The sequence below is a fragment of the Variovorax sp. 350MFTsu5.1 genome (assembly GCF_048302515.1).
Classification (GTDB): domain Bacteria; phylum Pseudomonadota; class Gammaproteobacteria; order Burkholderiales; family Burkholderiaceae_C; genus Variovorax; species Variovorax guangxiensis.
On the sequence record NZ_CP157620.1, the window covers coordinates 547224 to 562735 of the forward strand.

The 15512-nt window shown below is 68.9% G+C and carries 12 protein-coding genes; 7 read left to right on the plus strand and 5 right to left on the minus strand.

The genetic code is table 11. The features are described 5' to 3' along the window. Positions 1–8: 8 nt before the first annotated feature. From ABL843_RS02420 to ABL843_RS02430, 3 genes are read right to left on the minus strand one after another with little or no spacing between them, the layout of a single operon-like run. Positions 9–899: a DMT family transporter gene (locus ABL843_RS02420; RefSeq protein WP_418118842.1), complete on the minus strand. Its 891-nt coding sequence runs from the start codon at positions 897–899 to the stop codon at positions 9–11. A gap of 49 nt (positions 900–948) precedes the next feature. After that, positions 949–4032 carry an excinuclease ABC subunit UvrA gene (gene uvrA / locus ABL843_RS02425; RefSeq protein ID WP_418118843.1) on the minus strand — a complete coding sequence of 1028 codons (3084 nt, stop codon included), beginning with the start codon at positions 4030–4032 and terminating at the stop codon, positions 949–951. Between the two features lie 49 nt (positions 4033–4081). Continuing rightward, positions 4082–5473, minus strand: coding sequence for a chloride channel protein (locus tag ABL843_RS02430; protein ID WP_418118844.1), 1392 nt, complete (start codon positions 5471–5473; stop codon positions 4082–4084). 108 nt (positions 5474–5581) lie between these two features. Between ABL843_RS02430 and ssb the strand changes: the two genes are divergently transcribed. Further along, positions 5582–6121, plus strand: coding sequence for a single-stranded DNA-binding protein (gene ssb, locus ABL843_RS02435; RefSeq protein WP_126022297.1), 540 nt, complete (start codon positions 5582–5584; stop codon positions 6119–6121). A gap of 359 nt (positions 6122–6480) precedes the next feature. On the opposite strand, the gene ABL843_RS02440 is transcribed toward ssb, so the two are convergent. Both ABL843_RS02440 and ABL843_RS02445 read right to left on the minus strand, forming a co-directional pair. After that, positions 6481–7134: a hypothetical protein gene (locus ABL843_RS02440; protein WP_418118845.1), complete on the minus strand. Its 654-nt coding sequence runs from the start codon at positions 7132–7134 to the stop codon at positions 6481–6483. After that, a complete protein-coding gene (locus tag ABL843_RS02445) occupies positions 7131–7502 on the minus strand; it encodes a phage integrase family protein (protein WP_184640171.1) in 372 nt (123 codons plus the stop codon). Before ABL843_RS02445 ends, ABL843_RS02440 begins: the two co-directional genes overlap by 4 nt. Positions 7503–7774: 272 nt before the next feature. On the opposite strand from ABL843_RS02445, the gene ABL843_RS02450 reads away from it, so the two are divergent. From ABL843_RS02450 to ABL843_RS02475, 6 genes are all read left to right on the plus strand, one after another. Then, positions 7775–8776: a LysR family transcriptional regulator gene (locus ABL843_RS02450; protein WP_418118846.1), complete on the plus strand. Its 1002-nt coding sequence runs from the start codon at positions 7775–7777 to the stop codon at positions 8774–8776. Between the two features lie 224 nt (positions 8777–9000). Next, positions 9001–10482, plus strand: coding sequence for an AMP-binding protein (locus tag ABL843_RS02455; protein WP_418120430.1), 1482 nt, complete (start codon positions 9001–9003; stop codon positions 10480–10482). A gap of 1 nt (position 10483) precedes the next feature. Further along, positions 10484–11707 (plus strand): acyl-CoA dehydrogenase family protein, encoded by a 1224-nt coding sequence (locus ABL843_RS02460; RefSeq protein ID WP_418118847.1) that lies wholly within the window; start codon positions 10484–10486, stop codon positions 11705–11707. Positions 11708–11768: 61 nt separating this feature from the next. Further along, positions 11769–12755 (plus strand): Bug family tripartite tricarboxylate transporter substrate binding protein, encoded by a 987-nt coding sequence (locus ABL843_RS02465; protein WP_418118848.1) that lies wholly within the window; start codon positions 11769–11771, stop codon positions 12753–12755. 68 nt (positions 12756–12823) lie between these two features. Next, positions 12824–13537, plus strand: a complete 714-nt coding sequence (locus ABL843_RS02470; protein WP_418118849.1) for a response regulator transcription factor — start codon at positions 12824–12826, stop codon at positions 13535–13537. Positions 13538–13598: 61 nt separating this feature from the next. Next, positions 13599–15425, plus strand: a complete 1827-nt coding sequence (locus ABL843_RS02475; protein ID WP_418118850.1) for a hybrid sensor histidine kinase/response regulator — start codon at positions 13599–13601, stop codon at positions 15423–15425. The last annotated feature ends 87 nt before the right edge of the window (positions 15426–15512 follow it).

A 15512-nucleotide genomic window follows, 5' to 3' on the forward strand; every position in this document is an offset into this window, starting at 1 on the left:
AGGCGCGCTCAGGCCTTCGCCGCGCTGCGCGAGGGCCAGAGCACCGAGGCGATGGCGACCACCATCAGCGCGACCGCCACCCCGTCCTGCCAGTGCACGACCTCGCCCAGCCACACCGCGCCGCTGAACACGCCGAGCACCGGAATGAACATCACGCTCAGCGTCGAAGCGATGGGCGGCAGGCCTCGTGCGAGGTAGAACCATGCGGCGTGCGCGAAGCCGAAGATGAGAACCGCGTTGTAGCCGATGGAAGCCCACGTCACGTCGTTGGGCCAGTAGAGCTGGTCGCGCTCGAAGAGCAGCGACAGCACCGTCATCACCACCGCAGTCATCGCCGTCATCCAGAACGAGAGCGTGAGCGTAGGCAGGCCGATGCGCGTGTGGCGCAGAAGCTGCGTGCCCAGCGCCCATGTGGCTGCGGCCACCAGTGCCAGGGCCACGTAGCCGGGCCGGCCCGAGAGGTTCGTGAGCTCGTGCCATAGCAAGAGCCCCACGCCGATCGCGCAGGCGCCCACGCCCAGCCATGCGCGCCGCGTGAGCGCCGCAGAGAAGAGCAGCGCACCGATGACGGCGGAAAACACCGGCATCGTGTAGCCCAGGATCGCCGCGCGCCCGCCCGAGAGCGCCTTCACCGCGAGGATGATGCAGGCGTGCCAGACGAACATGTTGGTGGCGCCTAGCCACACCAGCTCGGGCCATGCGCTGCGAGGCACGCGGAACGGCACCTTGAGCCACACCAGCGCGACGGCCAGCACCGGCAGCCCGAGCCAGATCGAGATCGCGCGGAAACCCAGCGGCGGATAGTCGGCCACGCCGAGCTTCATCACCGGCCAGTTGAAACCCCAGGCGAGGGTCAGGAGAACGAGGATGACGAACTGGCGCGGGGTGAAGGAGGGCATGGGCCGCGATTGTGGCGCGGCCCGGCCATTCGTGCAGGGAGCGGCCTGGCTACAGCAGCCGCTTCAGATACCGCCCCGTATGGCTCGCCTCGTTCGCCGCGATCTCCTCCGGCGTGCCCTGGCCCACCACCGTGCCGCCGCCGGCGCCGCCTTCGGGGCCCATGTCGATGAGCCAGTCGGCGGTCTTGATGACGTCGAGGTTGTGCTCGATGACGACGATGGTGTTGCCCGCGTCGCGCAGCTGGTGGAGCACCTTCAGCAGCAGCTCGATGTCGGCGAAGTGCAGGCCGGTGGTCGGCTCGTCGAGGATGTAGAGGGTGCGGCCGGTGTCGCGCTTGCTGAGTTCCAGCGCGAGCTTCACGCGCTGAGCCTCGCCGCCCGAGAGCGTGGTGGCCGACTGGCCCAGCTTGATGTAGCTCAGGCCCACGTCGAGCAGGGTGCGCAGCTTGCGTTCGATGGTCGGCACGGCCTTCAGGAAGTCGTGCGCGGCCTCGACCGTCATCTCCAGGATCTGCGCGATGTTCTTGCCCTTGTAGAGCACTTCCAGCGTCTCGCGGTTGTAGCGCTGGCCGTGGCAGACCTCGCAGGCCACGTACACGTCGGGCAGGAAGTGCATCTCGACCTTGACCACGCCGTCGCCCTGGCAGGCCTCGCAGCGCCCGCCCGCCACGTTGAAGCTGAAGCGGCCCGGGCCGTAGCCGCGCTCGCGCGCGGTGTTGGTCTCGGCCATGAGCTCGCGGATGGGCGTGAACAGGCCGGTGTAGGTGGCCGGGTTGCTGCGCGGCGTGCGGCCGATGGGGCTCTGGTCGACGTTGATGACCTTGTCGAAGTACTCGATGCCTTCCACCGACTCGTGCGCCGCCGGTTCTTCGTGCGCGCGGTAGAGCGTGCGCGCCACCGACGTATAGAGCGTGTCGTTCACCAGCGTGGACTTGCCCGAGCCCGACACGCCCGTCACGCAGGTCAGCAGGCCGACGGGGAAGGCGACGCTCACGTTCTTCAGGTTGTTGCCCGTGGCGCCGACCACGCGGATTTCCTGCAGGTCGGTCTGCGTGGCGAGATGCGCGGCCTCGCGCGCGGCGCGGCGCTCGGCGGCGGGGCTTGGCGGGAAGCGCGGGGGCTTCCTGCCTTCGTGGAAGGCGGGCTGCTTCGTCGACGGCAGCCATGCGGTCCGATGCTTCGGCACCTCGATCCTGCGAGCGCCCGAGAGGTACTGGCCGGTGAGCGAGTCGGGGTTGGACGAGACCTCGGCGTACGTGCCCTGCGCCATCACGCGCCCGCCGTGCACGCCGGCGCCGGGGCCCATGTCGATCACGTGGTCGGCGGCGTGGATCATGTCCTCGTCGTGCTCGACCACGATCACGCTGTTGCCGATGTCGCGCAGGTGTTTCAGCGTGCCGATCAGGCGGTCGTTGTCGCGCTGGTGCAGGCCGATGCTGGGCTCGTCGAGCACGTACATCACGCCGGTGAGGCCCGAGCCGATCTGCGAGGCGAGCCGGATGCGCTGCGCCTCGCCGCCCGACAGCGTCTCGGCGCTGCGGTCGAGGCTCAGGTAGTTCAGGCCCACGTCGTTGAGGAACTTCAGGCGCAGGCCGATCTCGCGCACCACCTTGTCGGCGATCTCTGCCCTGGCGCCGCGCAGCTTGAGCTTCTGGAACCAGTCGAGGGAGTCGCGCAGCGTGAGGCGGCTGAGCTCGAAGATCGCCATGCGCGGGCGCTCGGCGCCGTTTTCCGCGCCGCTCTCGTCGACCAGGAAAACGTTGCGCGCCTCGGGGCGAAGGCGCGAGCCGCCGCAGTCGGGGCAGGGCTGCATGTTGCGGAAGCGCGCGAGGTCCTCGCGCACCATCACCGAGTCGGTCTCGCGGTAGCGCCGCGTCATGTTCGGGATGATCCCTTCGAAGGGATGCTTCTTCGTGAGCTTCTTGCCCGCGAAGTTGCCCGACTCCATGGTGTAGTTGAACTTGATCTCCTCGGCTGCCGAGCCGTGCAGCAGCACCTGCTGCACCGAGGCCGGCAGCGATTCGAAGGGCGCGTCGACGTCGAACTTGTAGTGCCTGGCGACGCTCTCGATCATGCTGAAGTAGTAGCCGTTGCGGCGGTCCCAGCCCTTGATGGCGCCGCTGGCCAGCGACAGCGAGGGAAACGCCACCACGCGCGCCGGATCGAACACCTCGCGGCTGCCCAGGCCGTCGCAGGTCGGGCACGCGCCCACGGGCGAGTTGAACGAGAACAGGCGCGGCTCCAGCTCCGACAGCGAGTAGTGGCAGATCGGGCAGGCGAACTTGGCGTTGAACAGGTGCTCCCTGTCGGGCGCTCCCTCGGCGCCCAACTCCAGCGCGATGGCGCGGCTCTCGGCCAGCCGCAGCGCGGCCTCGAAGCTCTCGGCCAGGCGCTGCTGCATGTCGGGGCGCGCGCGAAGGCGGTCGATGACGACGTCGATGTCGTGCTTCTCGGTCTTCTTGAGCTTGGGCAGGTCGTTGTATTCGTAGATCTGCCCGTCGACGCGGAAACGCACGTAACCGGAGGCCTGCATCTCGGCGAAGAGCTCGACGAACTCGCCCTTCTTCTCGCGCGCCACGGGCGCCAGGATCATCAGGCGCGGCTCGTCGGGAATCGCCAGCACTGCGTCGACCATCTGCGACACGGTCTGCGCCTGCAAGGGCAGGTGATGGTCGGGGCAGTAGGGCGTGCCGGCGCGCGCGTACAGCAGGCGCAGGTAGTCGTGGATCTCGGTCACCGTGCCCACGGTGGAGCGCGGGTTGTGGCTGGTGGCCTTCTGCTCGATGCTGATCGCGGGCGAGAGGCCCTCGATCACGTCGACGTCGGGCTTGTCCATGAGCTGCAGGAACTGCCGCGCATAGGCCGACAGGCTCTCGACGTAGCGCCGCTGCCCTTCGGCATAGAGCGTGTCGAAGGCCAGGCTCGACTTGCCCGAGCCCGACAGGCCGGTGATGACCACCAGCTTGTTGCGCGGGATGTCGAGATCGACGTTCTTCAGGTTGTGCGTGCGCGCACCCCGGATGCTGATGCGCTGCTGCGCCAGCACCGCGCCGAGGTAGGTGTTTCGTTCGAGTTCAGCGTCGCGAGCGCTTTCCGCGTCGGCTGCGGTGTGGGCTGTGGCTTTTGAATTCAAGGGAGGCGATCGTCCGAGGGCAACCGGACATGATAGACCGCCGACGATTTCATGGCGAGCCGGAGGGAACCGGCGGTTCGGACTTCGGGGTTTCTGCCGGCGGCGGGTGCACCGCTTCGGTGCCGGCGGAGGTGCTGATCGCACGGCTCACCATGTGCTCGGCCAGCGTGTCGTACAGCGGCCGGCTGATCATGCGCGAGACTAGGCTGGCCAGCATCGCGGCGGCCATCAGGCTCAGCACCATCGAGTGGCCGTCGACCATCTCCATCACGATGATGAAGGCGGTCAGCGGCGCCTGCGTCACCGCCGCGAGGAAGCCGGCCATGCCCATGGCGATGAGCGCCGGCCCCTGCTCGCTGCTTGCGAACCGGGCCACCGCGTCGCCGATGCCCGCGCCGATGGACAGCGACGGCGCGAAGATCCCGCCCGGCACGCCGCACCACGCCGTGAGCCAAGTGGCGACGAACTTGAGCACGGTGTACAGCGGCGTCAGCTCGTCGTGGCCCTGCAGCATCTGCTTGACTGCCTCCGAGCCCGCGCCGAAGGTGACGCCGCCCGTGACCAGCCCGATGACGGCCACAGCCAGCCCGCCGACCGCCGCGAAGCGCACCGGAAAGCGCGCCCGCCAGCGATTGAAGCGCCCGGCCGTGCCGGTGAGCGAGGCGATCAGCAGCCGCGCGAAGAGGCCGCCCGCGGCGCCGCTCAGCAGCGTGACCAGCAGGCCTGGCCCGAGCACGTCCCAGCCCAGCCGCGGCACACGGATCACGCCGAAATAGCTGACGTTGCCGAAGGCGGACACAGCCACCAGGCCCGCCAGCACGATGGCCGTGATGATCAGCCCGCTGGAGCGCGCCTCCAGCCGGCCCGACAACTCCTCGATGGCGAACACCACGCCCGCCAGCGGCGCATTGAAGGCCGCCGCGATGCCGGCCGCGCCGCCGGCCACCAGCAGCGCGCGCCCGTCGATGGACGTGTTGGGCGACAGCCAGCGCCGCGCATGCTGCATCACGCCCGCCGCCACCTGCACCGAAGGCCCCTCGCGGCCGATCGACAGGCCGGCTGCGAAGCCCGCCACGCCCAGCCCGATCTTGGCGACCGTCAACCGCAGCGAGGCGAACACGAAGCGCCGCTCCCCGGGCAGGGCCGGGTGGAGCGCGGCCTTGATCTGGGGAATGCCGGAGCCTCCAGCTCCGGGGAAGAAACGCAGGGTGAACCAGACGATGCCGGCCGTGAGCATCGGCGTGGTCAGCAGCACCGCCCAGGGCCAGGCGCGGTAGAAGCGGTGGAACTGGCCGAAGACCCAGTCGCTGGCCAGCGTGAAGCCCACCACGAAGAGGCCCGCCGCGATGGCGTAGCCCAGCACGATGGCGCGGTCGAGCCAGACGCGGCCGCTGGACAGCTCGGCGCGCAGATGCTCGAAAAAGTCAGGTTCCCGGTTCATCGCAAGCGCCCATTCTGGCACCGGGGGAGAAAGAGAGAGGTCGCCTTGGGGCACAATCGAGGGTTCTTCTCAACCTTCTCCTCCATCTACTTATCAGGGGCAGTGCATATGGCATCGGTCAATAAAGTCATCGTCGTCGGCAATCTGGGGCGCGACCCCGAGATGCGTACATTCCCGAGCGGCGACCAGGTCGCGAACGTCACAGTGGCCACCACCGATCGCTGGAAGGACAAGCAAAGCGGCGAAATGCGCGAAGCCACCGAGTGGCACCGCATCGTCTTCAACGGCCGCCTGGCCGAAATCGCCGGCCAGTACCTGCGCAAGGGCTCGCAGGTGTATGTCGAAGGCAGCCTGCGCACGCGCAAGTGGACCGACAAGGACGGCATCGAAAAGTACACCACCGAGATCCGCGCCGACCAGATGCAGATGCTCGGCAGCCGCCAGGGCCAGGGCGGCCCGTCGGGTCCCAGCGACGACGACGGCTACGGCGGTGGCGGCGGCTACTCGCAAGGCGGCGGTGGTGGTGGTGGCGGCTACGCCCCGCGCGCACCCGCGGCCGCACCGCGCGCTCCGGCGCCGGCTCCGCGCCAGGCACCGGCCAAGTCGTCGTCGGGCTTCGATGACATGGACGACGACATTCCGTTCTGAAGCCGGACAGTTTTTGTAAATAGAGAGCCGCTTTCCCTTGGGGGAAAGCGGCTCTTTCTATTTCGGAGTCCGGCGGGTGCCGTCGTGCATTGGCTCGCGTGAAGTTCGCGCGAGGTGCGCGTGGAAGTGCGCCTACCCCGCCGTCCGTCCTTTTCCGTCTCGGCGCCAGCCAGGCGCTCGCTAAGGTTGCCGCTCCAATGAACAGGAGACCCCCATGAAAAGCATCATCCTCTGGCTGTGCGGCGTACCGATCGGCGTGATCATCTTGCTGAAGGTTTTCGGCGTGTTCTGATTGCAGCCCCGCCCGGCGGCAGGCCGGGTTGCCTGCCATCTTGCTGGTGTCGTCCTTCTCCTGGGGATCAGGCTGCCGGTCTGCCCAGCGTCGCCAGCCTCTTCCTCGCCGCCTGCAGCAGCCCGCCACGTTCCACGGGGAGCGCCGCCTTGGTGTCCCCCAGCGCGATGATCTCGTGCACCGTGGCCGCGGCGAGCTTCGACGCCAGCGGATCGCGCGGCGGCATGCCGTTGAGCCGCGTGAGCGGAACGACGTGCACCTTCAGATGCCTGCCCATGGATTTCGACAGTTTCTGGCAGGCCGCCGCCATGGCGGCTTCGTCGGGCACCAGCTGGCCGTGCGCGACCAGCAGTTCCAAGGTGCCCTGCTCGTCTTCGCCCAGCACGAAGGCGCGCACGACGGAGTCCTTGAACCTGGACCGCAGCATGGAGCGGATCGGCTCCGCCGCGGCGAAGGAGCGCAGCGCGATGCTGCGCAGCTGGTCGTGGAAGACGAAGGAGCGGTCGATCCGGATGGTCTCGGGCTGCTCGGCCTTCGCTGCCTGGCGCTTCACGATGCCGCTGCTGACCAGGTGCCCGACGGTGGCCGTGGCTTCGGGTTCCGCCAGCCTGGCGCGCCGCGCGAGTTCGGCGGTCGGGAACTGCTCGTCGGCCGGTGCCGCGTACAAGACCGTGAGCAGCTTCTGTACTTCGGGAGAAAAAAGAAAATCCGCGGCGCTCATCCTTGCCTTGTTGCTGCTGACACGAAGCCCGCATTATCCGAGCCGCACTCCACCGCAGCCTGCGCGCCTGCGCATGACGACGACCGCGCCCGCCCGTGTTCGCGCAGGCCGCGCAGGTTCACCTCCATGCCCGTGCTCTGCTGCTGCTCGTGCAGCCATTGCACGACGCGCTCGGCGCGCCTCACGCCGATGCCCCGCACCGGATACCACCAGGTCACGCCTGCATCGTTGATGCGTTGCGCCAGTTGCTCCAGCGTGCCGAAGCCGGCCTGCGCGAGCCTTTCGGACAGCAGCGGGTCGAACCACGCGGCGACGCTGTCGTGCGCCTGGGGCGCGTCCGCGCGAGATTGAAGAAGAAGGGTGTCCATGGTGTCTCCAGGCGCGAAACGGGAAGAGCGGCGGCCCGCGATGATTCCGCGCGTGTTGTGGATCGGATCGGCTGTGCTTTGCATGGGGCATGCCAGTGCGCCTGCGCGTTGATCCACAAGAGATTTCCCGATCCGTCGATCGTATGGTGTCGTCGATTCAGACAAATGGCGTGTCTGATTTTCAAGCATATGTCTGATGACCGATCAGGGTTTGCCAGACCCGCAAGTCCATCGCCGGAGCCGCTGCGGCGCCGCGAGGCATAGTAGCCAGCATGGACCTGCGCACACTCCGCTATTTCATCGCCGTGCTCGAAGCCGGCAGCCTCTCTCGCGCGGCCGGGGCGCTCTACGTGGCGCAGCCGGCGCTCACGGCGCAGATCAAGAAGCTGGAAAGCGAGCTCGGCGTGCAGCTCTTCGAACGCTCGCATGCCGGCGTCACGCCCACGTCGGCCGGCCTGCGGCTGTATGACGACGCCCGCCGCCTGCTGAGCGATGCCGAGGCCATGCGCGAGCGCATCCAGCGCCTGCCGCAGGGGCCAGAAGGCTCGGTCACGCTGGCCATTCCGTTCCTGCTCGCCTCGCTGCTGATGGGGCCGGTGCTGGCCGCGCTCAAGGAGTCGCACCCGCGCGTGCGCGTCTTCGTGCTCGACGGCCTGAGCCTGACGGTGTGCAAGGCCGTGCTCGAGCGCCGCGCCGACGTGGGCATCCTGGTCGATACGCCGCCTCTCGAAGGCTTGCGCTGCAGGCCGATGGCGCAGGAGGGCATGTACTTCTGCGGACGCGATACCGATGGCCGCGTCGCCCGGCTGCTGCGCGCGGCGCCCGCGGGCCGCCGGCGCTCCGCGACGAAGCCGGATGCCGGTGCGCCCGCCTATCCGCTGATCGACCTCGCCGACGCCGCCGCTCAACCGCTGGTGCTGCAGTCGCGCCGATTCGCGATCCGGCAGGCAGTGGAGGGTGCGGCGAGCGCCCGCGGCATGCCGCTGAACATCGTCCACGAGCACGATTCCGCGCGTGTGATCCGCTCGCTCTACCTCAGCGGCGCCGGCTTCACCTTCGTGCCGGCCTGTGCGCTGAACGACAGCCCGGCGCCGCGCGAAGGCTGGCTGGTCGCGCGCGTGGTGAACCCGGAGCTTTCGCGCGCATACACGCTGGTCACCGCCGAGCGGCCGCTCGATGCCGTCACGCAGGTGGTGGTGGATGCGCTGACCTCCGAGGCACGGAGCCTGATCAGGCAGCGCAAGTGGATGGCCGAGTGGATGATGCGCGGCTGAGCTCACGCCGAGGCACAACGGGCCATCAATTCCGTTGATGGCCGCGGATCAGCAAACAGTATTTCTCCTGCGGCGCCGCTTCTGGAACAGTGCCGTGAACCGCAAAGGGCGGCACCCAGGAGACAAGCATCAATCCCCCATCCATTCCCCCAAGGCGCGTGGTCGCCAATGTCGGCGCTCTCGTGGCGCGCAGCGCGCGTTCCAACGGCCGGCGCATCGCGGTGATGAGCCCCGCGCGCACGCTCAGCTATGCCGAACTGGAACAGCGCAGCAACCGCCTCGCCAACGCGCTGCTGGGCCTCGGCCTCGCGCGCGGCGACCGCGTGGGCATCTACCTGGCCAACTGCGCCGAGATCGTCGAGATCGAGATCGCCTGCTACAAGGCCGGCCTGGTGAAGGCGCCGTTCAACTCGCGCCTCTCGCCGAGCGAGGTGGGCGAGATCGCCGCCAACAGCGAGGCCGCGATCATCGTCACCACCAGCGAGCGCGCCGAGAGCTTCCGGGCGCACATCCGCGGCGAGATGCCCCGCCTGCTGCTGCTGGACGGCGATGCCGCGACGAACTACGACGCCGCGCTCGCCCGCGCCAGCGATGTCTTCGCGCCGGTGGAAGTGCATGCCGACGAGCTCGCGGTGCTGCACTACACCTCGGGCTCATCGGGCGTGCTGAAGGCCGCGATGCAGACCTTCGGCAACCGGCTCGCGCAGCTGCGCAAGTTCCTGATCCGCTCCGAGGGCATGCACGAAGGGCACATCCTCGGCCTGGTGGGGCCGGTCACGCACGCCTCGGGCATGCAGATCGTGCCGGCGCTGTGCAGCGGCGTGACGATTCGCCTGTTCTCGGGCTTCGAGCCGGCGCGCTTCATCGCAGACATGCGCGCCGACCGCGTGACGCACACCTTCATGGTGCCGACCATGATCAACATGCTGCTGGGCGAGCTCGAGGGCCAATACCGCCCGCTGCCCGACCTGCAGCGCCTGGGCTACGGCGCCGCGCCGATGGCGCCGGCGCGCATCCTCAAGGCCATGGACGTGTTCGGCCCCGTGCTGTCGCAAGGCTACGGCGCGGGCGAGACCACCTCGGGCGTGTGCGCGCTGACCACGCACGACCACCTTCATGCCCGCGCCGCGCGGCCCGAGCGCCTGGCCTCGTGCGGGCGCCCATTGCTCGAATGCGACGTGCGCATCCTCGACGACGAGGGCCAGCCGGTGGCCACCGGCGAGATCGGCGAGATCGTGGTCGGCGGCGAGGACATCTTCGCCGGCTACTGGCGCGCGCCCGAGCTCACGGCCGAGGTGCTGAAGAACGGCCGCTACCACACTGGCGACCTCGCGCGCATGGACGAGGAGGGCTACGTCTACATAGTCGACCGCAAGAAGGACATGGTCATCAGCGGCGGCTTCAACGTCTATCCCTCCGAGGTAGAGGCGGTGCTGTTCCAGCACGAAGCGGTGCAGGAAGCCTGCGTGTTCGCCATTCCCGACGACAAGTGGGGCGAGTCGGTGGCGGCGCACGTGGTGCTCAAGCCCGGCCGCGCGGCCGAGGGCACGGCCATCGACGCTTTCTGCGGCGAGCGGCTGGCGGGCTTCAAGCGCCCGCGCCACATCGAGTTCGTGGCCTCGCTGCCGAAGAACCCCAACGGCAAGGTGATGCGCAAGGCGGTGCAGGCGCCGTACTGGGCAGGCCAGGAGAGGATGGTGAACTGAGATGGATGCAATGACGACACCCGCCATCAACAACATGGCACCGATCTTCGCGGGCCCCTTCGAGGGCTCGGAGCGCGCCGCCGAAGTCATCGGCCGCGTGCAGGCCTTCCTCAACGGCGAGCTGGCCGACTTGGCGCGCGAGCACGACATCGACAGCGAGCGCGGCGCGCCGCGCGAGCTGCTGCAGCGTGTGTGGAAGCGCTCGCGCGAGCTGGGCTTCTATGGCATGACACTGCCCGAAAAAATGGGCGGCATGGGCCTCTCGGTGCTCGACCACGCGCTCATCAAGGAGGCGATCTACGCCACCGGCTCGCCCTTCGCGCCGCATGTGTTCGGCGAGCTGAGCGGCCCGCCGCGCGTGGGCGCGCTGGCACGCTTCGCGACGCCGTGGCAGATGCGGAACTTCATCGTGCCGGTGGCCGAGGCCGAGAAGGCCATCTGCTTCGCGTTGACGGAAGAGCAGGCCGGCTCCGACGCCGGCGCCGTGCAGACGCACGCGGTGCTCGACGGCGACGATTACGTCGTCAACGGCCGCAAGCGCTTCATCTCGGGCGCGCCCTTCGCCGATTTCGCGGTGCTGGTCGCCTCCACCGCCACCGACCCCGCGCAGCGCGAGGTGTCGGCCTTCTTCGTCGACCTGAAGGCGCCCGGCGTGCGCGTGGAGTCGGGCTACAAGACCATGGCCGGCCAGTCGGGCACCGGCAACATCGTGTTCGAGAACGCGCGCGTGCCGGCCGCCAACCTGATCGGCGAGCAGGGCCGGGGCCTGGCGCTGGCGCTGGGCCGCATCACCGTCAACCGGCTGCTGCATTGCCCGGCGATGGTCGGGCTGGCCCAGGTGGCGCTGCGCGACGCGCGCGACTACGCGCTGCAGCGCAAGCAGTTCGGCCGCGCCATCGGCCAGTTCCAGGCCATCCAGCACATGCTGGCCGACATGGCGACCGAACTCGCGGCGGCGCGCGCGCTGATGATCAACACCGCCCGCCAGATCGACGCAGGCTCGGACGCACGCGCCGAGGCCTCCATGGCCAAGCTGTTCTGCTCCGAGACCGCCTTCCGCGTGGCCGACCGCGCGGTGCAGATCCACGGCGGCGAAGGCATCGTGCAGGGCCGGCGCGTGGAGTTCCTCTTCCGCGTGCTGCGCATGTACCGCGTGCTCACCGGCACCAGCGAGATCCAGCGCAACACCATCGCCAAGGAACTGCTGGCGTCCGAGGCGGGTTGAGAACGCCTTGCGCGTTCCGAAGAAGAAGCAGACAAAGAGACAAGCGACAGGAGACAAGACAATGACCGATCCGCATCGCCGCAAGCTGCTTGGGCACGCCCTGGCCGCCATGCTGCTGCCCCTGGGCACGGGCCTCGCGCGGGCCGAAGAGGCCTACCCCAGCCGTCCCATCAAGTGGGTGCTGCCCTACCTGGCCGGCACCGGCCCCGACATCACCGCGCGCATCCTCGCCGAGGCGGTGGCGCCGGTCATCGGCCAGCCGGTGGTGATCGAGAACAAGCCCGGCGCGGCCGGCAACATCGGCGCGCGCATCGTCGCCAAGTCTCCGGCGGACGGCTACACCTGGATCTACTCGGCCGCGCCCATGGCCGCCAACATGCGCATGTACCGCAACCCGGGCTACGACGCGCTGAAGGACTTCCGCCACGTGATGCGGCTGGCCAGCTCCGACGTGGTGCTGGTCGTGAACGCCAGCTCCGACGTCCGCAGCCTGGCCGACCTCGTGGCCAGGGCCAAGGCGCAGCCCGGGCAGCTGGCTTATGCCTCGGGCGGCGTGGGCACGCCTTCGCACCTGGGCGTGGAGATGCTGCTCTCGGCCGAGAACGTCACCGCGCTGCATGCGCCCTACAAGGGCGCCTCCGAGCTGGTCAACGCGGTGCTCGGCGACCAGGTCGCGTTCGGCATGCCGATCTTCAGCGTGGCCTATCCGCAGATCGTGGCCGGCAAGCTGCGTCCGCTGGCGGTGGCGGGAGCGAAGCGCAACCCCGTGCTGCCGCAGGTGCCCACGCTGGCCGAGCTGGGCGTGAAGGGGGCCGAGCTCACCTCGTGGGGCGGCATCTCGGTGCCGGCTGGCACACCCGACGCCATCGTGCAGCGCATCCGCACCGCCTTCGAAAAGGCGCTGGCGCAGCCCAGGGTGGTCGCGGCGCTGCAGGAGCAGGGCGGCAGGGTCGACATGCAGGACGGTTCGGCCTACACCACGGGCTTCACTAAAGAGATGGTATTCACCGAGGCCATGATGAAGAAGGTGGGGCTGGAGCCGCTCTGAGCCTGCCGGGCGCGGCCATGACTTTGGGCACTTACGGTGCCCCACGGGTCGCAAATAGCATCCGGGGGATGACAGAGATCGACAGGCCCGCATCCCCGGCCGAGGAGACCCGGCGACAGCGAGACCCCGCGCGGTCGCGCGCCATCCTGGTCGTGGACGATCACGACCTCGTGCGCATGGGCGTGTGCGCGCTGCTGGAGGCCAACGTGTCGGCCACGCCCATCGAGGTGCTAGAGGCCGGCAACCTGGCCGAGGCCATGGCGGTCTTCGAGGACAACCAGGAAGCGATCGAACTGGTGCTGCTCGACCTGGCGCTGCCCGACACGCAGGGCCTGAGCGGGCTCATGGAATTCCGATCGCGCTATCCCGAGGCGCGCATCGTGGTGCTCTCGGGCACCGGCAACACGACGCTCGCGCAAGACACGCTCGCGCAGGGAGCGATGACGCTGGGCGCCTTCGCGTACCTGCCGAAGTCGGCCACGCTGCGCGAAGTCGTGAGCTTCATCCGCGCCTGCGGCCTGCTGGGCGGCGACGCGGTGAACTACCAGCCTCCCGCCATGCCCGCGCCGTCCGATGCCGTGGCGCCTTCGTCCAGCAACGCCCGGCACAAGCTCACGAAGCGGCAGCTGCAGGTGCTCAACTGGCTGCTGGAGGGAAAGAGCAACCACGAGATCGCCTTGCTGGCCGAGATCAGCGAAGGCACGGTCAAGAACTATGTCGCGGGCATCCTGCTGCAGTTCGGCATGCGCTCGCGCGCGCAGTTGATCAGCAGCCTGCGCTGAGCCGGACCCTGCCGCGGCAGGCAACGGGGCGCGATGAAGGCCTCGAAGGGAGACAAGGGAAATGAAGAAGAACGATCCGGCCCCGGGGCGCTTGCCCGTCGACGCCACGCTCGAGTTGCGCGTGCTGCGCGAGCACGTCGCCTCGCTGTACGCGGGCCACACCACGGCCATCGTCGCGCACATGGGCTTCGCCATCGGCATCGGGTGCTTCGGCTACTTCTTCGTCGATCCGGCCTTCAGGCTGCTGATCGTGGCGCTGATCACCGCGATCGTGCTGGTGGACCTGTACGCCATCGTCACGCCGCGCTGGACGCCGCAGGTGCCGCTGTCGGAAACGCCCGCGTGGGCGAAGAAGTACACCCGCATCGTCACAGCGGTCAGCACCGTGACCGCGCCCAGCAGCCTCTTCCTCGTGAGCATCCAGGACTCGATGCTGACCACTTTCGTCACGGTGGTCATCATGGGCAGCTGGACCCGCGCGGTGCAGGCGCGATGGCCGCTGCGCACCGCGATGTTCGGCTACGGCATTCCGATGATGAGCGGGCTCATCATCTCGCTGGCCTGGTATGGCGGCGCGCTCAACTGGTTCCTGGCCGGCTTCGCCTTCGTCAACCTCGTGCTGACGCTGAGCGAGGGCGTCAAGCAGAACAAGCGGCTGACGGCCACGCTGATCCTGCAGTTCGAGAACGAGGCGCTCGCCGCGCAGCTGCGAGAGCAGATCGCCGCCACCGAGCGCGCCAGCGCCGAGAAGACCCACTTCCTCGCCGCCGCCAGCCACGACCTGCGCCAGCCCATGCATGCCATCGCGCTGTTCGGCGCCGCTTTGGGCAACACGCTGCGCCACCGGCCCGAGGAGCGAAACGTCGAGCGGCTGATGCGCGCGGTGAACGCGCTCGGCGCATCGCTGGACACCATGCTCGACATCTCCCGGCTCGACGCCGGCGTGGTGCAGCCCGTGCCGATCGCGCTGGGGCTCGACGAGCTGCTGCTGCCTCTGCACAACACCTTTTCCGTGCAGGCCGAGCGCAAGCGGCTGCAGCTGCGCGTGCGCGCCAGCGGCCTGTGGGTGCGCAGCGACCCGCAGCTGCTGTACCGCATGCTCTCCAACCTCGTGGACAACGCGCTGAAGTACACGCGCCAGGGCGGCGTGACCGTGATGGCGCGCAGGCGCGGCGAGCACGTGTGGATCGAGGTGCGCGACACCGGCATCGGCATCGCCCCCGAGCAGGCGGAGCGCATCTTCGAGGAGTTCTACCAGGTGAACAACCCGGGGCGCGACCGCTCGCGCGGCCTGGGCATCGGGCTGTCGATCGTGCGGCGCCTCGGCCGCCTGCTCGGCCACGGGGTCGAGCTGCGCTCGCGCCCCGGGCGCGGCACGCGCTTCCGTCTCGTGCTGCCGCTGGCCGAACCCTCGGAGGCATCGCAGGACAGCCTGCCGCTGCAGGAATTCGAATCGCCGGTTCGCCACTTCTTCCAGGTGCCGGAACTCGGCGGGCGCGTACTGCTGATCGACGACGAGGAGGACATCCGCGAGGCGATGACCGAGCTCATGCGCGCCTACGGCATCGACGTCGTGGCGGTGGCCGACGAGGCCGAGGCAGTGGAAGTCCTTGCGCAGCCCGACGCGGACCTGAATCCGGTCGCATTGCTGATGTGCGACTACCGCCTGGGCGACGGTGCCGAGGGCCTGCAGGTGGGACTGCGGCTGCGCGAGCGCTTCAGGCTCGATGCGCCGATGCTGCTCATCACCGGCGAGACCGCGCCCGAGCGCCTGCAGCGCGTGCGCGAGTGGGGCGTGCCGGTGCTGTTCAAGCCGGTCAGCGCGGCCACGCTGATGCAGGCCATCATCGAGCTCGTGCATATGGATGCGCGCATGGAGGACGCCTGAACCCGCCACGCGTCCGGCGAACCGGCTGGCGCTGACATTCCTGGGCGCGCCGCTTGCGGGAGTGACAGCGAATGTCACGCCACTGCA

What these genes read in the sequence shown, in the direction of transcription:
- ABL843_RS02440 (WP_418118845.1), bottom strand. Translation starts at nt 7,134, where the DNA reads ATGAGCGCCGCGGATTTTCTTTTTTCTCCCGAAGTACAGAAGCTGCTC.
- ABL843_RS02420 (WP_418118842.1), bottom strand. Translation starts at nt 899, where the DNA reads ATGCCCTCCTTCACCCCGCGCCAGTTCGTCATCCTCGTTCTCCTGACC.
- ABL843_RS02445 (WP_184640171.1), bottom strand. Translation starts at nt 7,502, where the DNA reads ATGGACACCCTTCTTCTTCAATCTCGCGCGGACGCGCCCCAGGCGCAC.
- ABL843_RS02470 (WP_418118849.1), top strand. Translation starts at nt 12,824, where the DNA reads ATGACAGAGATCGACAGGCCCGCATCCCCGGCCGAGGAGACCCGGCGA.
- ssb (WP_126022297.1), top strand. Translation starts at nt 5,582, where the DNA reads ATGGCATCGGTCAATAAAGTCATCGTCGTCGGCAATCTGGGGCGCGAC.
- ABL843_RS02450 (WP_418118846.1), top strand. Translation starts at nt 7,775, where the DNA reads ATGGACCTGCGCACACTCCGCTATTTCATCGCCGTGCTCGAAGCCGGC.
- ABL843_RS02460 (WP_418118847.1), top strand. Translation starts at nt 10,484, where the DNA reads ATGGATGCAATGACGACACCCGCCATCAACAACATGGCACCGATCTTC.
- ABL843_RS02455 (WP_418120430.1), top strand. Translation starts at nt 9,001, where the DNA reads ATGAGCCCCGCGCGCACGCTCAGCTATGCCGAACTGGAACAGCGCAGC.
- ABL843_RS02430 (WP_418118844.1), bottom strand. Translation starts at nt 5,473, where the DNA reads ATGAACCGGGAACCTGACTTTTTCGAGCATCTGCGCGCCGAGCTGTCC.
- ABL843_RS02465 (WP_418118848.1), top strand. Translation starts at nt 11,769, where the DNA reads ATGACCGATCCGCATCGCCGCAAGCTGCTTGGGCACGCCCTGGCCGCC.
- ABL843_RS02475 (WP_418118850.1), top strand. Translation starts at nt 13,599, where the DNA reads ATGAAGAAGAACGATCCGGCCCCGGGGCGCTTGCCCGTCGACGCCACG.